Origin of the sequence: Arthrobacter terricola (assembly GCF_004354015.1) — a bacterium.
In the GTDB taxonomy this organism is placed as follows: domain Bacteria; phylum Actinomycetota; class Actinomycetes; order Actinomycetales; family Micrococcaceae; genus Arthrobacter; species Arthrobacter terricola.
Genome location: NZ_SMRU01000014.1, coordinates 26,241 through 40,639, shown reverse-complemented (window position 1 = coordinate 40,639; position 14,399 = coordinate 26,241). Strand labels below are relative to the sequence as shown.

13 protein-coding genes are annotated in these 14,399 nt (G+C 56.7%); 1 reads left to right on the top strand and 12 read right to left on the bottom strand.

Annotation, left to right across the window (positions count from 1 at the left end):
- Positions 1 to 22 precede the first annotated feature (22 nt).
- From E1809_RS12895 to E1809_RS12885, 3 genes are read right to left on the bottom strand one after another with little or no spacing between them, the layout of a single operon-like run.
- The gene (locus tag E1809_RS12895; protein ID WP_133204637.1) at positions 23 to 1,483 is read right to left on the bottom strand and encodes a dihydrolipoamide acetyltransferase family protein; all 1,461 of its coding nucleotides are present in this window, start codon (positions 1,481 to 1,483) and stop codon (positions 23 to 25) included.
- Between the two features lie 2 nt (positions 1,484 to 1,485).
- Entirely contained in the window at positions 1,486 to 2,613 is a 1,128-nt protein-coding gene (locus E1809_RS12890) for an alpha-ketoacid dehydrogenase subunit beta (RefSeq protein WP_133204636.1), read from the bottom strand.
- Entirely contained in the window at positions 2,610 to 3,842 is a 1,233-nt protein-coding gene (locus E1809_RS12885) for a thiamine pyrophosphate-dependent dehydrogenase E1 component subunit alpha (RefSeq protein WP_133204635.1), read from the bottom strand. Before E1809_RS12885 ends, E1809_RS12890 begins: the two co-directional genes overlap by 4 nt.
- A 170-nt stretch (positions 3,843 to 4,012) precedes the next feature.
- On the opposite strand from E1809_RS12885, the gene E1809_RS12880 reads away from it, so the two are divergent.
- Positions 4,013 to 4,477, top strand: coding sequence for an Lrp/AsnC family transcriptional regulator (locus E1809_RS12880; protein WP_133204634.1), 465 nt, complete (start codon positions 4,013 to 4,015; stop codon positions 4,475 to 4,477).
- A 215-nt stretch (positions 4,478 to 4,692) separates the two neighbouring features.
- Here E1809_RS12880 and E1809_RS27730 read toward each other — a convergent pair whose 3' ends face one another.
- The 9 genes from E1809_RS27730 to E1809_RS12840 all read right to left on the bottom strand — a co-directional run bounded on the left by E1809_RS27730 (position 4,693) and on the right by E1809_RS12840 (position 14,380).
- Entirely contained in the window at positions 4,693 to 4,824 is a 132-nt protein-coding gene (locus E1809_RS27730; RefSeq protein ID WP_268908680.1) for a hypothetical protein, read from the bottom strand.
- A gap of 203 nt (positions 4,825 to 5,027) precedes the next feature.
- Complete coding sequence (locus E1809_RS12875; RefSeq protein ID WP_133204633.1) at positions 5,028 to 6,530, bottom strand: polysaccharide biosynthesis tyrosine autokinase; 1,503 nt, start codon at positions 6,528 to 6,530, stop codon at positions 5,028 to 5,030.
- A gap of 182 nt (positions 6,531 to 6,712) precedes the next feature.
- Positions 6,713 to 7,924, bottom strand: coding sequence for a glycosyltransferase family 4 protein (locus E1809_RS12870; protein ID WP_133204632.1), 1,212 nt, complete (start codon positions 7,922 to 7,924; stop codon positions 6,713 to 6,715).
- Positions 7,851 to 9,260, bottom strand: coding sequence for an O-antigen polymerase (locus E1809_RS12865; protein ID WP_235835578.1), 1,410 nt, complete (start codon positions 9,258 to 9,260; stop codon positions 7,851 to 7,853). The genes E1809_RS12870 and E1809_RS12865 overlap by 74 nt, the downstream gene beginning before the upstream one ends.
- Complete coding sequence (locus E1809_RS12860) at positions 9,244 to 10,380, bottom strand: glycosyltransferase family 4 protein (RefSeq protein WP_133204630.1); 1,137 nt, start codon at positions 10,378 to 10,380, stop codon at positions 9,244 to 9,246. The genes E1809_RS12865 and E1809_RS12860 overlap by 17 nt, the downstream gene beginning before the upstream one ends.
- A 10-nt stretch (positions 10,381 to 10,390) precedes the next feature.
- On the bottom strand, positions 10,391 to 11,131 hold the full coding sequence (locus tag E1809_RS12855) for a glycosyltransferase family protein (protein ID WP_165962302.1): 741 nt from the start codon (positions 11,129 to 11,131) through the stop codon (positions 10,391 to 10,393).
- A 260-nt stretch (positions 11,132 to 11,391) separates the two neighbouring features.
- A complete protein-coding gene (locus E1809_RS12850; RefSeq protein WP_133204628.1) occupies positions 11,392 to 12,774 on the bottom strand; it encodes a lipid II flippase MurJ in 1,383 nt (460 codons plus the stop codon).
- 110 nt (positions 12,775 to 12,884) lie between these two features.
- On the bottom strand, positions 12,885 to 13,250 hold the full coding sequence (locus E1809_RS12845) for a DapH/DapD/GlmU-related protein (protein ID WP_165962301.1): 366 nt from the start codon (positions 13,248 to 13,250) through the stop codon (positions 12,885 to 12,887).
- 167 nt (positions 13,251 to 13,417) lie between these two features.
- Positions 13,418 to 14,380, bottom strand: coding sequence for an NAD-dependent epimerase/dehydratase family protein (locus E1809_RS12840; RefSeq protein ID WP_165962300.1), 963 nt, complete (start codon positions 14,378 to 14,380; stop codon positions 13,418 to 13,420).
- Positions 14,381 to 14,399 lie beyond the last annotated feature (19 nt).

The following is a 14,399-nucleotide window of genomic DNA, read 5'->3' as shown; positions in this document are numbered from 1 at the left end:
GCGAGCAGGAATGCCGGACGCGTCACAAATCCGCCAACGCTGTCCCCGGGTTCTCGATCGCATCCGCTACGTACCTGAGGAATCCTGCGGCGGTCTCGCCGTCGCACACCCTGTGGTCGAACGCCAACGTCAGCTCAGTCACCTTACGGACGGCCAACTGACCATCGACCACCCACGGCTTATCGATGATTCGGCCGAGGCCGAGCATCGCGACCTCAGGGTAGTTGATGATCGCCGCCGAACCGTCAACTCCGAACACTCCGTAGTTGTTCAGGGTGAACGTTCCGCTGGCCAATTCCGTGGGTGTAGCTTTTCCGTCGCGTGCGACGGCGGTAAGCCGGCGGATTTCCGCGTCCAGTTCCCTTGCGCTCATCAAGTGAGCGTTCCGAACCGACGGAACAACGAGCCCACGGTCTGTCTGCGCGGCAAAACCGAGATTGACTCCGTCGAAGGCTACGATCTCCTGCGACTCTCCGCCGGCAGCGTCCTCAGTGGTGACGAATCGAGTGTTCAGCTCCGGGAATTTTTTTAGCCCGGCCGTGACAAAACGAGCAATGAAAGCAAGCAGGCCGGGAGTCGCTTGGGCGTCCTTCTTCTTGAGTTCAGCGCGCATGTCCAAAAGAGCAGTAGCATCCACATCTACCCAAACCGTCGCCTCGGGGATCTCCGACCGGCTGCGGGTCATGTTCGCTGCAACAGCCTTCCGCACGCCGCGGACAGGCGTACGGGATGCGACAGCCAAGCCGGTTCTTACGTCGAGCGTCGAATCTTCGGTTCGGGATGCAACCTCCGGGCGCGGTGGCACCGGCGCCGCCGCCGGTTCGGCGATAGCGGCCTCGACATCGCGGCGAAGAATGAGGCCGCTCTCCCCCGAGCCAGCCACAGTATCGAGGGAGACGCCATGGTCCCGTGCCATTTTCCGGACCAGTGGAGAAATTACCGCTGAGAGCTTCCCCGGAATCCGCGTCCGAGCCAGGGACAAATCGGCAAAATCAGGAGTCGCTGCCACAGCCACGGCAGAAGCAGTAACCTTCCGCTGCCGGGTGCGCCGAGCCTCACCACTACCGGAGGTTCCGTAGCCAATGAGGACATTCCCGGACCCTGCCTTCTCCTCGGTCCTGTACGCCTCCGCTTCCACCGAAGCTGCAGATGGCGCGGGGGCCGGGGCGGCGGCTGCCTGTGTATCGGCCGGCAACTCGGCTTCAGGAGAAGAGGACCCAGCCGGAACCAGAGCACCCACCCGAGCCACCGAGATCAGCGGCTTGCCAACGTCGAGGGTTTGTCCGGCCTCACCGTGCAGCTCGGCGACGATGCCAGCATAGGGCGACGGCACTTCCACCATGGATTTCGCGGTTTCCACTTCGGCGATCGGCTGATCCACCCGGATCTCGTCGCCGACTGCCACAAGCCAGTTCACGAGCTCGGCTTCAGTGAGTCCCTCGCCCAGGTCCGGAAGGAGGAATACCTGCAAATCTGCGCTCATAGTCAGTTCTCCCACTGAAGGTCGTCAACGGCGTCGAGGATACGGTCGACGCTCGGAAGGTAGTAGTGCTCCAGCTTCGGAGCCGGGTATGGAACATCGAAGCCGGTGACCCGGCGGATCGGCGCAGCCAAGTAGTGGAAGCAGCGCTCCTGCACACGGGCAACGATTTCGGAGGACACCGAGGCGAAGCCATGCGCTTCGGCGATCACGACGGCGCGTCCCGTCTTACGCACGGACGCCGAGACCGTTTCGTCGTCGAACGGCACGATCGAGCGGACGTCGATCACCTCGAGCGAGCGGCCTTCCTCAGCAGCTGCGGCCGCGGCGGCAAGCGCGGTCGGGACTGACGGTCCGTAAGCGATGAGCGTCGCGTCGGTGCCTTGGCGTGCGACGGCGGCACGCCCCTCGCTGCTCGAACCGGCGGAAACGTGGGCGGCGTGCTCGGCACGAAGGGCATCCAGGTCCACCTGATCCTTGGACCAGTAGAGCTTCTTGGGTTCCATGAACATGACGGGGTCGTCGGAGTCGATGGCTTCGCGGAGCATGCGGTAGCCGTCCGCCACGGTGGCTGGAGTGTAAACCTTGAGGCCGGCGGTGTGGGCGTAGTAGGACTCCGAAGAGTCGCAGTGGTGCTCCACCCCGCCAATCCCACCGGCGTAGGGAACACGGATGACCATGGGCAGTTTGACCGTGCCCCTGGTGCGGTTGTGCATCTTGGCTACGTGGCTGACGATCTGTTCAAAGGCCGGGTAAGCAAAAGCGTCGAACTGCATTTCAATGACGGGACGCATTCCATTCATGGCCATGCCGACCGCCATGCCGACAATTCCGGACTCCGCCAGCGGGGTGTCGAAGCAGCGCTGTTCGCCGAAGGTGGCCATGAGGCCGTCGGTGATTCTGAAGACGCCACCCAAGCGGCCCACGTCTTCACCGAATACCAATACCGAGGAGTCGGCTTCCATGGCGTCGGCCATCGCAGTGTTGAGGGCCTTGGCCATTGTGATGGTCTGGGGGCCGGAGGCTTCGGCTACTGCCGCCGCGCTGGCTGCTGCGCTTGCGGTTGCAGAGCTGACGTCGCCGGTGGCTGCAGTCTCGGTGGCCTCGGAGGATGTGCTGACGGCCGGGCTCATTTGCCTGCCTCCTTCTGGCTGGATGCTTCGCGGGCGAGTTCGTCGGCGAGCAGGGCTGACTGCTCTTTGAGTTGCGGGGTAGGTTTCGAGAAGACGTAGCGGAAGAGGTTCTGCGGATCTACCGGAACTTCCTCCCCCAAACCTTCGCGAAGCTGGGTGGCAACGCCTTCAGCCTTAGCCGCAATGCGAGCCGAGCCTTCGTCATCGAGCAAGCCACGTCCGCCGAGGTAGGCAGTCATGCGCGTGATCGGGTCTTTCGCCATCCATGCTGCGACTTCGCTGTCTTCGCGGTAGCGGGTGGCGTCATCGGCGTTGGTGTGCGCTTGCATCCGGTATGTGTGGGCTTCGACCAGGAGCGGGCCGGATCCTTCGCGGGCCAGTTTCACAGCCCGGTCCAGTACGGCAAGAAGCGCAACAAGATCGTTCCCGTCAACGCGTTCGCCGGCCATGCCGTACCCGACTGCCTTGTGCGCGAGCGATGGCGCAACAGACTGATGGCTCAGCGGTACGGAAATGGCGTACTTGTTGTTTTGGACGAAGAAGATGACGGGCAGGTGGAAGACTGCGGCAAAGTTAAGGGCTTCATGGAAGTCGCCTTCGCTGGTTGCACCGTCGCCGCACATCGCGAGTACTACCGTGTCTTCGCCGCGCAGCTTAGCGGCATGGGCGACGCCGACAGCGTGCAACAACTGGGTGGTCAGCGGCGTGCACTGGATACCGACTTTGTGCTTGGCGGGGTCATAGCCACCATGCCAGTCGCCGCGGAAAATCGTCATGGCTTCTACCGGATCTACACCGCGGGACATGACAGCGACGGCGTCCCGGTAGGTGGGAAACAGCCAATCCCCTTCGCGAAGGCACAGGGCGGCGGCGACTTGGCACGCTTCCTGGCCGTGGCTGGACGGATAGACGGCCATGCGGCCTTGCCGGACCAAGGCCGAGTTCTGGTCGTTAACTCGGCGCCCAACGACAAGTTGTTCATACGCTGCCATGAGTTCGGTGTCACCCGGAATCGGGTACTCGTGGCCGGGTTCAGCGCCTTGTTCGCCTTGCGGGTTGAGTGCGCCGGAAGGGTCCACCATTTGGATCTGGTGGCGGGCCGGCAGCATGTAGTCTTCCACGCTGATTCCGAACTTGCGCCGAACTTCGGACGCTTGCTCGTTCTCATCCATTTCGTCCGGCCGAGCGTCAGCCAGACCTTGTTCCTTGTGGTCTGCGGAGATCGTCATTGGTCCGTCCTTCTGTTTCCACTATTTGATTCCAGTATGTTCCTTGGAGAAGTTTCGTATCCAGTCCCGGTCGCAATCGTGGAAAGTTATGCTGGAAAGCACTACATTGAAAGACAAATTGCAAATGTGAGCTGGGTAACGGACTCAGCTGTGGACGAATTGGAGGCGCGATGGCCGAGTCCGAAACGGATCAAGTGGAGGTTCCCCTTGACCAAGTAGACCGGGACATCATCGCTGAATTGACCAGGGACGGGCGCATGTCCGTGACCCAAGTAGCGGAGAACGTGCACATCAGCCGGGCGCACGCGTACACACGAATCTCGCGGCTAACGAACGAAGGTGTCCTCACCAAGTTCACGGCGCTGGTAGATCCCATCAAGGCTGGCCTGAAGTCGTCGGCTTACGTCACCCTCAAGGTTCAACAGCATTCCTGGCGCGAACTCCGCGAGGAACTGCGCCTCATTCCCGAGGTGCAGCACATCGCCCTCGTGGGTGGCGACTTCGATGTGATCCTCCTGGTTCGCGCCACAGACAACATCCACCTGCGCCGCGTCATCTTCGACCGGCTTCAGTCGATGCCCGGCGTTCAGGACACCCAGACGTTCCTGGTATTTGAGGATCTGGATACGAGGTAGGTCCGAGTTCCTGAAGGTGACAACCCGTTCCTAGCTGTGCCTACGCCGCAGGACAAACGCATGTTGTAGCGGGTGCGCAACAGGCGGGTTGAGTCATCTTTGCCTTCCCTGGCCTTCGGAGCCGGAGGCTCAAAACGCCAACTCCTGCAAGGATGCCCAAGCCCGTTAGCCTGATTGCAAGGCCCACGACGTAGTGGATTGCGGACACTGTAGGCCTATCGAGATAGAGCCAGGTAGACAACGGCTGCCGTGGCCAGCAGCAAGACGATCAATCCACCGACCTTGAGCGGCTTCCGGGTTGGTTTCCGGTATGGGTTGATGTCTACGTACGGCAAAGCGTCCTCCATTTTCATTTTCCTGCCAGATCCCTGAATAAGTATCGACCACGACTCAGATTAGGTAAGAACGAGCCACGATAGTTTTACATCGAGCCGGAAAAACCGACGGGCCCAATATGGCAAAGTCAGGACAGAAGCTGGGGGGCAGCACAGATGCTGTGCTGCCCCCCAGGCGGTCTTCTGCGCAGCCCTGTGCTGTGCAGTGCGACCATTTAACCTTCCAACGGAGTTCTCGGGAAAGATCTTGCTGGCCTAGCGTCTTCTGGGGCCGTCACGAAGTCAAAGTCGTCGGGCTGCTCCGCAGAAGCCGCTTTTCCGGCGGGAGAACTCGACTTGCGAGATTTTGGCCCCGCTGAATCAGAAGCGTAAGTCCCACCGTAGTAGCTGTATGCATACGAGTCAGGACCCTTGACCGGAAGGCGGTTGAGCACCACACCAAGCAACTTGGCGTCAACCAACTTGAGGGCATCCAAGGCCTTACGAAGATCATGATGCTTGATCTTCTGAGAGCCGATCACGACAACAACTCCCCCAACGTGCTGGGACAACACCGCCGCATCTGTAACGGGGAGTAGAGGCGGAGCATCGACAATCACCGTGTCAAAGACATGTTCCAACCGAGTAATGAGATTCTTCATCTCATCGGAACCCAGTAGCTCACTAGGGTTAGGAGGAATCTGTCCCGAAGTCAGCACATAGAGGTCACTGTCCCCCCATGGTTGAATCAAGTCGTTCACGTCGGCTGCCCCTACAAGAGCAGTTGTGAGACCGGCGTTCCTGTCCAAGCCGAGGTAGTCATCGACCATAGGACGACGGAGATCGGCGTCAACCAAGCACACAGTTTGTCCCGCTTGCGACAGAGCAATAGCAAGGTTGGTCGCTGTGGTGCTCTTCCCTTCTCCTGGCAAAGACGACGTAATCAATACCGTCTTGGCTTGTCCGGCAACATTTGCGAATTGCAGATTCGTTCGTAGCTGACGATATGACTCGGCCCGCGGGCTTTGGGGAGCGGACTGCGTCAAGAGGGGCTTCCGGACTGCATCGGGTTGAAATGCAATCCCGCCAAGCACGGCCGCGTCCGTAACTTTTCGCAGGTCAGCTTCGCCGCGAATCCTGAAATCGAGATTCGTTCGAAGAATGGCGGCCCCGACGCCGCAAACGAGGCCCAAGGCGAGACCGAGTAAGAGATTCAATTTTGTATTCGGAGCTGACGGCGCCGCAGGGGCTTCGGCCGGAGTGATGATCGAAAGGCTCACTGGAGATGTGCCACCACTCTTTGGCTTCTCCAGCTGGTCGATAGCTTTAATAAGGCTATTCGCAACGGCCTGTGCCGTTGCTGCGGCTTGCACCGCCGACGTATCAGACACTGAGATGTTAATCAGAACCGTGTTGACGTCGGTGCTGGCTTTGACCTTCTTTGCAAGCTGGTCCGCCGTGACGTTGAGACCCAACGCGTCAATCGCTGGTTGGAGCACGACAGGCGTCGTGACGGTTTTCACGTACGACTGGACCCGAGCTTGCGTGAACGTGTTTCCCTGCTGCAATTCCTGAACTGTCCCGGAACTTTGTATGGCCACGAAGAGCTGAGTCTCTGCGGTATAAGTGGGCTGAATCAAGACAGATGTCGCCCCGCCCCCCAAAAGGCCCGCGAGCATGAAGGCCACAAGCAATATCCAGTTGCGCCGCCCAATGCGTAGGTAGTCGCGTAAGTCCAAGCCAGATCCCCCTGTATGAATGAACGTAGTCCCACCTGAGGGCATGCCACCAGAAAGGCTCTATTCGTGCGGATAGGGCAATTGTAGCGGTTCCGAGGTCGACATCCTTACTGCCTGCGTCGTACTACGCGAGCGCCGTAATGCCATCCCAAAGATCATCCTGATACAGCCAGACCGCGCCCTCATGCACCTATAGCTGAATTGGTGCACGAGCGCATGGTCGCTTCATACACCTCCATAACGCGACCCACCATAGCGGCCTGCGTATACATGGAAAGATCCCGCTTTGCTAGCTCAGAGCGCTGCATGCGCAAGAAGGTCGGATCGCTAACAATCTTCGAAAAAGTCTCTCTGAGCGAAGTAACCAACGTTTCCGGGTCCACCTCAATTACGCCCGCACCTGCCAGCTCCGAAAGCGCACCACTTCCGGTTAACACAACAGGGATCCCTCGAACAAGACTCTCCAAAGCGGCCAGGCCCATCGTCTCGGGCACTATCGACGGCATCACAGTAGCCGTCGACATGGCGATCAGATCGAGTAACCGATCCCGATTTACGAGGCCCATGTATTCGATGGTTGAATCCGCTGAAGAAGCAGCCTTGACTTCTGATTCCAGAGGCCCCCCACCAACGACAAGTAGCCGGTAACCGCCCTTGACCTCCAAAGCCGACCAGGCTTCCAGGAGATGGCGCAAACCTTTGGACTCATGGAGACGTCCTGCGTACAGCAAGAACCGTGAGTCCTGGTGTTCCGATGCTTCAGCCGAATCACCTCTCAAGCTATCGGCAGGTACGCCCCACGGTACGACGGCCATTTGGTCTGCCGGAACGCCAGATTCGATAAGCATCCCTTGCAAATAGGCCGAGGGAACAATGAACCGGTCGACCGACTCGAGGTATCGGTTCTTGTAGAAGACCTGCTCCGAAGAGCAAACGGCCGAAGCGACAGCACTTTGCTTGACGCAGCGGTTGAGAATAGCAGGAAGCGGGAACCTGAGACCGACACAATCAGTGCAGATGCGTGAGTCTCGATACAACGAGTAGCACGGCGCAACCAGTTTGTAGTCATGCAAAGTCATTACGGTCGGAACTCGAGAAACTCCCAAGACGGAAGGACTCAACTGGTGGTAGATGGAGTGATAATGAACAAGGTCAGGCTCAAAACCTTCGATGGCTTTAGCTAAGGACTTGCGAGCTGATGAATTCCAGAATAATGACGCGACAGAACGAGCCTTTGAACCAAAACCGCCAGCTTCGGTGCTGAACCCTCCGTTCCCGGGGACGTCTTCCGAACTGAAAAGTTCGACCTGATGTCCTAGCTCAGTTAGGCCGCCCATCAAATCCCGTAGGTGCGCCTCCACCCCGCCCTGGAACTCTCGAAACTTTGAAACCATTAGAATTCTCACTGAAGACACCCTTATCTCTGTCAAAGGCGAAAAGGCAAACTACAGCTGCAAACAACAGGTTCGGCTTTGCACCGACATAGCTGTATACGGACATGAGTATATATGCCAGAAAATAATAGGACCAAACGATATTCGGCAGATTCAGTTTTGCAAGACCGCGTGCCCGGAAAAATTCGAGAAGACCTCCGATGACGAACGCCCCTAAAATAACTCCGAACATTCCCCAATCAAGATAAAGTCCACCGAAGATCGTGGGAGGCAGACCGCCGACTTGGTCCGGCTGCCGGTCGAGTAGCACGGTTACTAGCCGATCTGAAGGGCTGACTTGAAGTCCGAGAAAATTCTGAAGATCCGCCCAGAAAAACTGCCCCGAGAGGAAATTGTCGTGGATAACCTCTCGGGCCGCCGACATGACACGGGGGCCCGTTTGTAGCGAGATATCTAGTGCACCAAACCACGAATCTTGCTCTCTCGTTCCAAGATACGAGATACTCGCCTGGCTTCCGCTTGACCCGAGCGTGCGGGCGTAGCCGAATGCGCCAATGATCGCGAAGCCTCCTATTGCAGACAGGAGAATCGTCCTGAAGCGCGGCCGGAGAAAATCGACCGTGAGGAGACCAATCGCAATGAGAGGAATAACGAAGAGAGACCTTCCGCCGCTGAGAAGGAGAAAAAGAAGAGCCAGCAATCCAAGGAAGAGCCACCGCCGACCAGAATTTCGAGCAAGGATTCGAGTAGAGGCAACTATGACCACAACTTGCAGAATTGGAAGAATGAGTGGCCAAAAACGTCCGAGAATTCCGTAATTACCGGCAAATCTGCTGCCGTCGACGTCATCGGATAGTATAGGAATCCCGCCGGTTGCATAATTGAGTAGGGCGGCGGCCATTGCAAGAATAGCTATGACAACCAGCCGATGGTCTCGTCCAAAGGCCACGCGCGGAAACGCTGCCGGGGCGTGGGACCGTGCGGATAGCTGACGGCGGAACGTGGTCGTTATAAGGGCGCCCGCCAGCAGACTGACAAGTCCAATTGCCGTGAGCTGGTAATCCTCCCCTGTCGGATTTATGCCGAATACCGGGCCTGGTCGATCGACTAGACCAATTGCATAGATGGCAGCAATCAGCAGTACTACCAGCGCAGATGAACCTTCAAGAGCACGGCCCGCAGATGAGCGAAGTCGGAATATGCAAAACCCGCAAGTCGCCAAAAGAACAGCGAAACTCACAGTCGCCTGGGTCGGACCAGCGACTATGGGAAAGCCTAAGGACAAACCGATAGCAGCTAGCGATCCAATAAACTTTATGTTAAATCTTTTTAGCATAAAGTTCTTCGATCTTACTCGCGGTAGCATCGATCCCCATGCTTGACGTTTCGGGCATCTCAACGTCCGCGGAAGCTTCCGCTGAGTCCAAAGCCTCTGCCAAGGCTGCGATATCGCCAGGTTTCACGAGGATTGAGGAAGCAAAACTGGCGATATCCGTAATGCCTGGTATAGCAGTTCCCACGATCGTGCAGCCGGCGGCTATCGCCTCAGCCAGGCTATTCGGCATTCCCTCCTTGTAGCTTGGCAATGTGAATACATCGCTCGCCCAATAAATTTCCGGCATTTCGTCCTTGCCTACTTGTCCGAACAAACGGATCTTGTAACCAGCGTCCTGCATTCTCCGAATTTCATCGATCGCATTTGAAGTCAGTTCCCGGTAAAAGCCTTCATAGGGGCCAACGAGCCAGAGTTCACTGTTGTTTGACAACTCCCGCAGTTTCCAAGCAGCGAGAAGATCGAGCACTCCCTTGTGTTCCACTAAGTAGCCAACGAAGGTTGTGACTCTGGCACCCGCTTTCACGTCAAGTGCTTTGCGCGCCGCTTCTCGACGGTCTGGGGTTCTGGCTAAAGCCGTGAGGTCCACGCCGTTTCGAATCAACCTCAGACGATCCGAGGCGACGAGCCCGGTCGACTTGTTGTAAGCCTCCGCGCTCAGCACAACCACAAAATCGCACAATTTGAGCGACAGACCATACAGCCATCCCAAGGGCACAGCTCCAAACACCTTGCGCCCAAACACGGTGCCAGGATCGTCCTCGCCGTCCCTCGTGATTTTCACGACCGAGGTGGCAGATGCCACACGCCCAGCGATCACAGGGGGAAGGCTCCACCAATAGGCCCCGTGGATGTGTACTGCGGACGGCCGGCTGCTCAAGACTAGCCAGGCCGCGGTCAGACCTAACACGACCGTGGTTAGCGCACGACTCGTCTTTCCGGCGCCGGCAATGCCTCTGAGCACTCGAACGACGCGGAGTCCACCATGGACTGTGCTGCCTATTCCCTCTTGGTCAAGCGTCACTACGGTGACTTTCCAACCACGACTGACAAGCACGTTACTAAGAAGTTGCGCTTGTTGACCAGCGCCTCCATAAACCGGCGGGTACTGGGATGACACCATAACTACTGACTTACTCAAAAGATCCCCCCGATGACTTTGCACTGATAATCAATCTTGAAAAGCCGACGCTGCTCCAGGTCTCGAAAACAGCGTCCCGACCTTCAATCCATGTCTGGTCGGTTGTGCGATCGAGCGATCGCTGTATGGCAGCGGCCCAATCCTGCGGGGTGTCCCCAGAGACAAGCTCGCACAGCTCGGATGTGCGGCGACCGAGCAGCGTCCTGACAATCGGTGAATCCTGAACCACGGGAACGACGCCGTAAGAAAGATACTCTAGGATCTTGTACCCAGCTTTACGTTGATTCCAGGCCGAAACCTGGAGCGGCATCAAGCCCGACCACGAGCATCGCAAGGCCTTTGACTCGACTTCAGTCGTCCAGCGTTGCCTACGGATTGATCCCAATTGGGGTCCGTCATTAGGGGACCCCACAATCAGAATCCTTACATCAGGGAGCTGTTCTACGACCCCGGGAAGTATCGACTCCACATTTGAGATCGTTGACGGACTGCCAAGCCATAAGACAACCTTTTCCTTCAAGTCGCCCTGCACGCCGGTGAAAGCGGCATCAGGACTTGGTCCCGGATAGACAATGCATCTCGGATCCATGCCAAGTCCGAGGTCTTCACGAATGAGTTCATTAGAAGTCAGTACAAGGTCGAAAAAAACTAACCCACCGCGCACACGCGAATCAATCTTCTTAACCTCGCGCGGCGACGCGCCGGGGTATCCGAGATAAATTGCATCGTCCAAGTCAAATACCATGCGAGAACACATTCGCCGCGACAAGACCAGGAACCAACGTGGTGGCATGACCTTCTGAACAAATACTACATCCGGCCGAATTAGAAGAATCGAGAAAAACAACCTCAGCGGCCAGAACTTCGAGGAGGCAATAACTCTAGTAACACTCAATCCACCCGACTCCAAATGGTCCAAGGGAATGTGTGCCCGGATGCGGCTACTTGCTGCGCCTCGCGAGCCGAGTGTCAGTGCCACAACCTTCTGCTGTTTCACAGCTTCCCCCCAACTGCCGCACGACACTGCGCCCACAAAGGTCGAAGCAGACGCAGGCACAGTAGAAACAGAATCAAAATTAACGTCAGCCCGAGGTTAACAAACCACGAGCCGGGCCCAGAGACCGATCGAAACACAACGGCGGCAATGAATGACGCCGTCGTTACAATGCCGGAAAAGTACAAGGTTTCTCGGTAATCCCCAAGTTTGGCCTTTAACAAAGGCCAGATTGTGGACCTGATTACCAGCCAGGAAACCCAAAGGAGCGTCACCACAGACCCCGCACTACTCGCGAGCGGAACGGCAAGCACCGGAAAATCGCCTTGTAGAACATGCGAAACTCCGTATGTGACCACTAGCCCAATTACTGCAGCTGTTGCCACACGAAGATAGTTCCGCTCAATGTATAGATACGATGTAAGGGCACCAGTAAGGGCGCATGCAATCACCCACGGAAACTGGGCTAAAAGAACATCAGAAACATCATGCGCATCTGAAGTGCTGAATTCTCCTCTGACAAAGAGAATCTGAATCGCAAGATCCCGTGATGGGATTGCTGCCAGTAAGATGACGCATGAAAACACGAATGTGGTTACTAGCGTCTTAGCCATCAAGTCGGCCGCACCGTCGAAATCGCCCGATTTCACTTTGCGGGCGAGGGTGGCATTTGCCGTGAGCGCAAGACCGAAAGCAGCGAAAAGAAGGAGACCCTGGGCAAGCTTCTGCCCAAAACCCAATGTGGCGGTGGATCCGGTTGGGCCTCCAACCGAGAGAAATCTCTCAAGAAGTGGCTGGAACTTTGAGAGTAGGGTGAATGCAACAAGAAAAATGAACAGGCGAATGGGAACTTGTCCGGACTGCCGGAGAGGTGCGCTTCGATATAGTCCAAAGAAACCGACAAAGAGCATTTGGGCCAGGTAGCCAAAAGCGAGACATGCGCCAATTGCTGAAGGATTTCCGCCCGCACCAATGGTCACAAATGAAACTAAAAGTGCAGCTCCGTTTATAGCCGGGCCAATCCCGGCAACGACGAAGCGCTTCCTAATATAGGCGACAGCTAAAGGAACAGCCGTAGTCGACGCAAACAAGTGACTGAGAGCAGACCAACGTAAGATGTCTCCAAGCTGGGGTGAGGACAATTCCGCAGCAACGAGCTGGGCAATAGTGAGCAGAGCACCTAGAATTGCAAACTTCGGCCAGTCCCCAATGCTCACTTCCCTGGTCTCGGGGTTCTCCATCCGCGGGACCAGCAATATTGGCACCAGAGTGAAGAAGATAATGGTTCCAAAAGTGACAATACTCCAAGCAAGTTGGAAGTTGTCGGACGCGCCCGAGAGTCCGAGGGTGGCGGCTATGGCACTCTGAAATACGAATCCCAAAATTACATTAACGAGTGTGAGGATGGTGGTAACGGACCCCGCCCTCGAGGCAGACACCGACCTCTCCGGACGTCTCCGTAGTTCCGAACGGTTCCTCAGTCCGATGTTGCTCAAGACGTGACGCTCAGGTTGCGTATTAGTCGCACGGGCTGTCCGCCCACTACTACCGAGCCAGGGACATCTTTATGAACGACGGTGCCGGCAGCCACGACAGCACCGCTGCCGATCGATATTCCCGGCAAGATGGTTGCGTTAGCTCCGATCCATGCGCCGTCCCCGATGCTCACCGACCTGGCCACCGCATTCCCGGCGCGCTTCTTATGCTCACCAATTTCATGGGTGCTGGTCAATATTGTTGTCCTGGGGCCGATGGCGACGTTCTCACCAACGCGAACTTCTGCCGAAGTATTGGCTTCGATCAGTACGTCGGCACCGATGAATGAGCCTTTCCCGATGTGGACAGTGCTTCCCGTCATGCGCGTTCCCCCGCATATCTCGGAGCCCAAGGCGATTTTCGCACCGCCCAATCTAAAACACATTGCCCTTACCCGCCTCATCGAGTACGGAGGAAGAAGGAACGCGGCCATAAGGTGTCCGAAAGCAAGTCGCAGTGCCCGAAGCTCGGGCGAAATTCGGTTTGTACTCAATATGCCGACCTCCAAGTGGCATAGGCTGGCTCGAGTTCAAATTTCACCTGGCGTTCGACGCCTTCTTCAATCCGGATGGATGGTTTCCAACCTAGTTTTTCAGACGACTGCCTCCCGTCAGCCCCCGTCCGGAAAACGTCCCCAACCTGAGCCGGATGGCGAGACAAATTGACCGAACGACCGACGGTAGATTCGACCAACGAAATCAGATCGTTCATGGAGATATCTCCAGATCCTCCGATGTTGAGGCGGGTTATCCCGCCGTCGGACTGAGCAGTTACAGATCGAACGCAAGCATCGACAATGTCTCCGACAAACGTGAAGTCTCGTCTCTGATGCCCGTCGCCAAACAAGCGGAATTCATTCCCATCTATTGCAGATCTGATCAGCCGTTGAATCGCCATATCCGGCCGTTGACCCGGCCCGTAGACTGTGAAGAACCGAAGGGCAAAGACTTCCAGTCCGAAGTTTGCAGCATGGGCGTCGAGAAGGCTTTCCCCTGCAAGCTTGGTCACGCCATAAGGGCTCCGCGGTACCGTCGCAGTATCTTCTTGAGTTGGGTACTCATGAGCATCGCCATAAACTGAAGAACTGCTTGCAAAGACAAACCTCTTTACGCCCGCTTGTCCTGCCGAGGTGGCCAGCCTGTGGGTTGCAAGTAAATTTTCGTTAATATAATCGTCAAATTTTGCCCACGAAGCACGAACACCAGGCTGTGCGGCCAAGTGAATTATTGCATCTACCTCAGTTAGATCGTCAGCGGTTACAGAAGCCAAATCGCCCTCGATAAATGTGAACGAGTCGTTCCCGATGTTCCATGAATTATTTCGCTCTTTGAGTTCTCGAGAATAGTATTCAGTGAAAGAATCAATACCGATTACGTCATGACCGTCAAAAAGCAATCTATGTACCAGGTGGCTTCCGATGAATCCGGCACATCCCGTGACCAAAAGGCGCATTTTTGTCTCCATTGTCCTA

Excerpts from the sequence above, each read along its gene's own strand:
- E1809_RS12845 (WP_165962301.1), bottom strand. The coding sequence starts at position 13,250 with ATGACGGGAAGCACTGTCCACATCGGGAAAGGCTCATTCATCGGTGCC.
- E1809_RS12890 (WP_133204636.1), bottom strand. The coding sequence starts at position 2,613 with ATGAGCCCGGCCGTCAGCACATCCTCCGAGGCCACCGAGACTGCAGCC.
- E1809_RS12880 (WP_133204634.1), top strand. The coding sequence starts at position 4,013 with ATGGCCGAGTCCGAAACGGATCAAGTGGAGGTTCCCCTTGACCAAGTA.
- E1809_RS27730 (WP_268908680.1), bottom strand. The coding sequence starts at position 4,824 with ATGGAGGACGCTTTGCCGTACGTAGACATCAACCCATACCGGAAACCA.
- E1809_RS12895 (WP_133204637.1), bottom strand. The coding sequence starts at position 1,483 with ATGAGCGCAGATTTGCAGGTATTCCTCCTTCCGGACCTGGGCGAGGGA.
- E1809_RS12865 (WP_235835578.1), bottom strand. The coding sequence starts at position 9,260 with ATGCTAAAAAGATTTAACATAAAGTTTATTGGATCGCTAGCTGCTATC.
- E1809_RS12870 (WP_133204632.1), bottom strand. The coding sequence starts at position 7,924 with ATGGTTTCAAAGTTTCGAGAGTTCCAGGGCGGGGTGGAGGCGCACCTA.
- E1809_RS12885 (WP_133204635.1), bottom strand. The coding sequence starts at position 3,842 with ATGACGATCTCCGCAGACCACAAGGAACAAGGTCTGGCTGACGCTCGG.
- E1809_RS12840 (WP_165962300.1), bottom strand. The coding sequence starts at position 14,380 with ATGCGCCTTTTGGTCACGGGATGTGCCGGATTCATCGGAAGCCACCTG.
- E1809_RS12860 (WP_133204630.1), bottom strand. The coding sequence starts at position 10,380 with ATGGTGTCATCCCAGTACCCGCCGGTTTATGGAGGCGCTGGTCAACAA.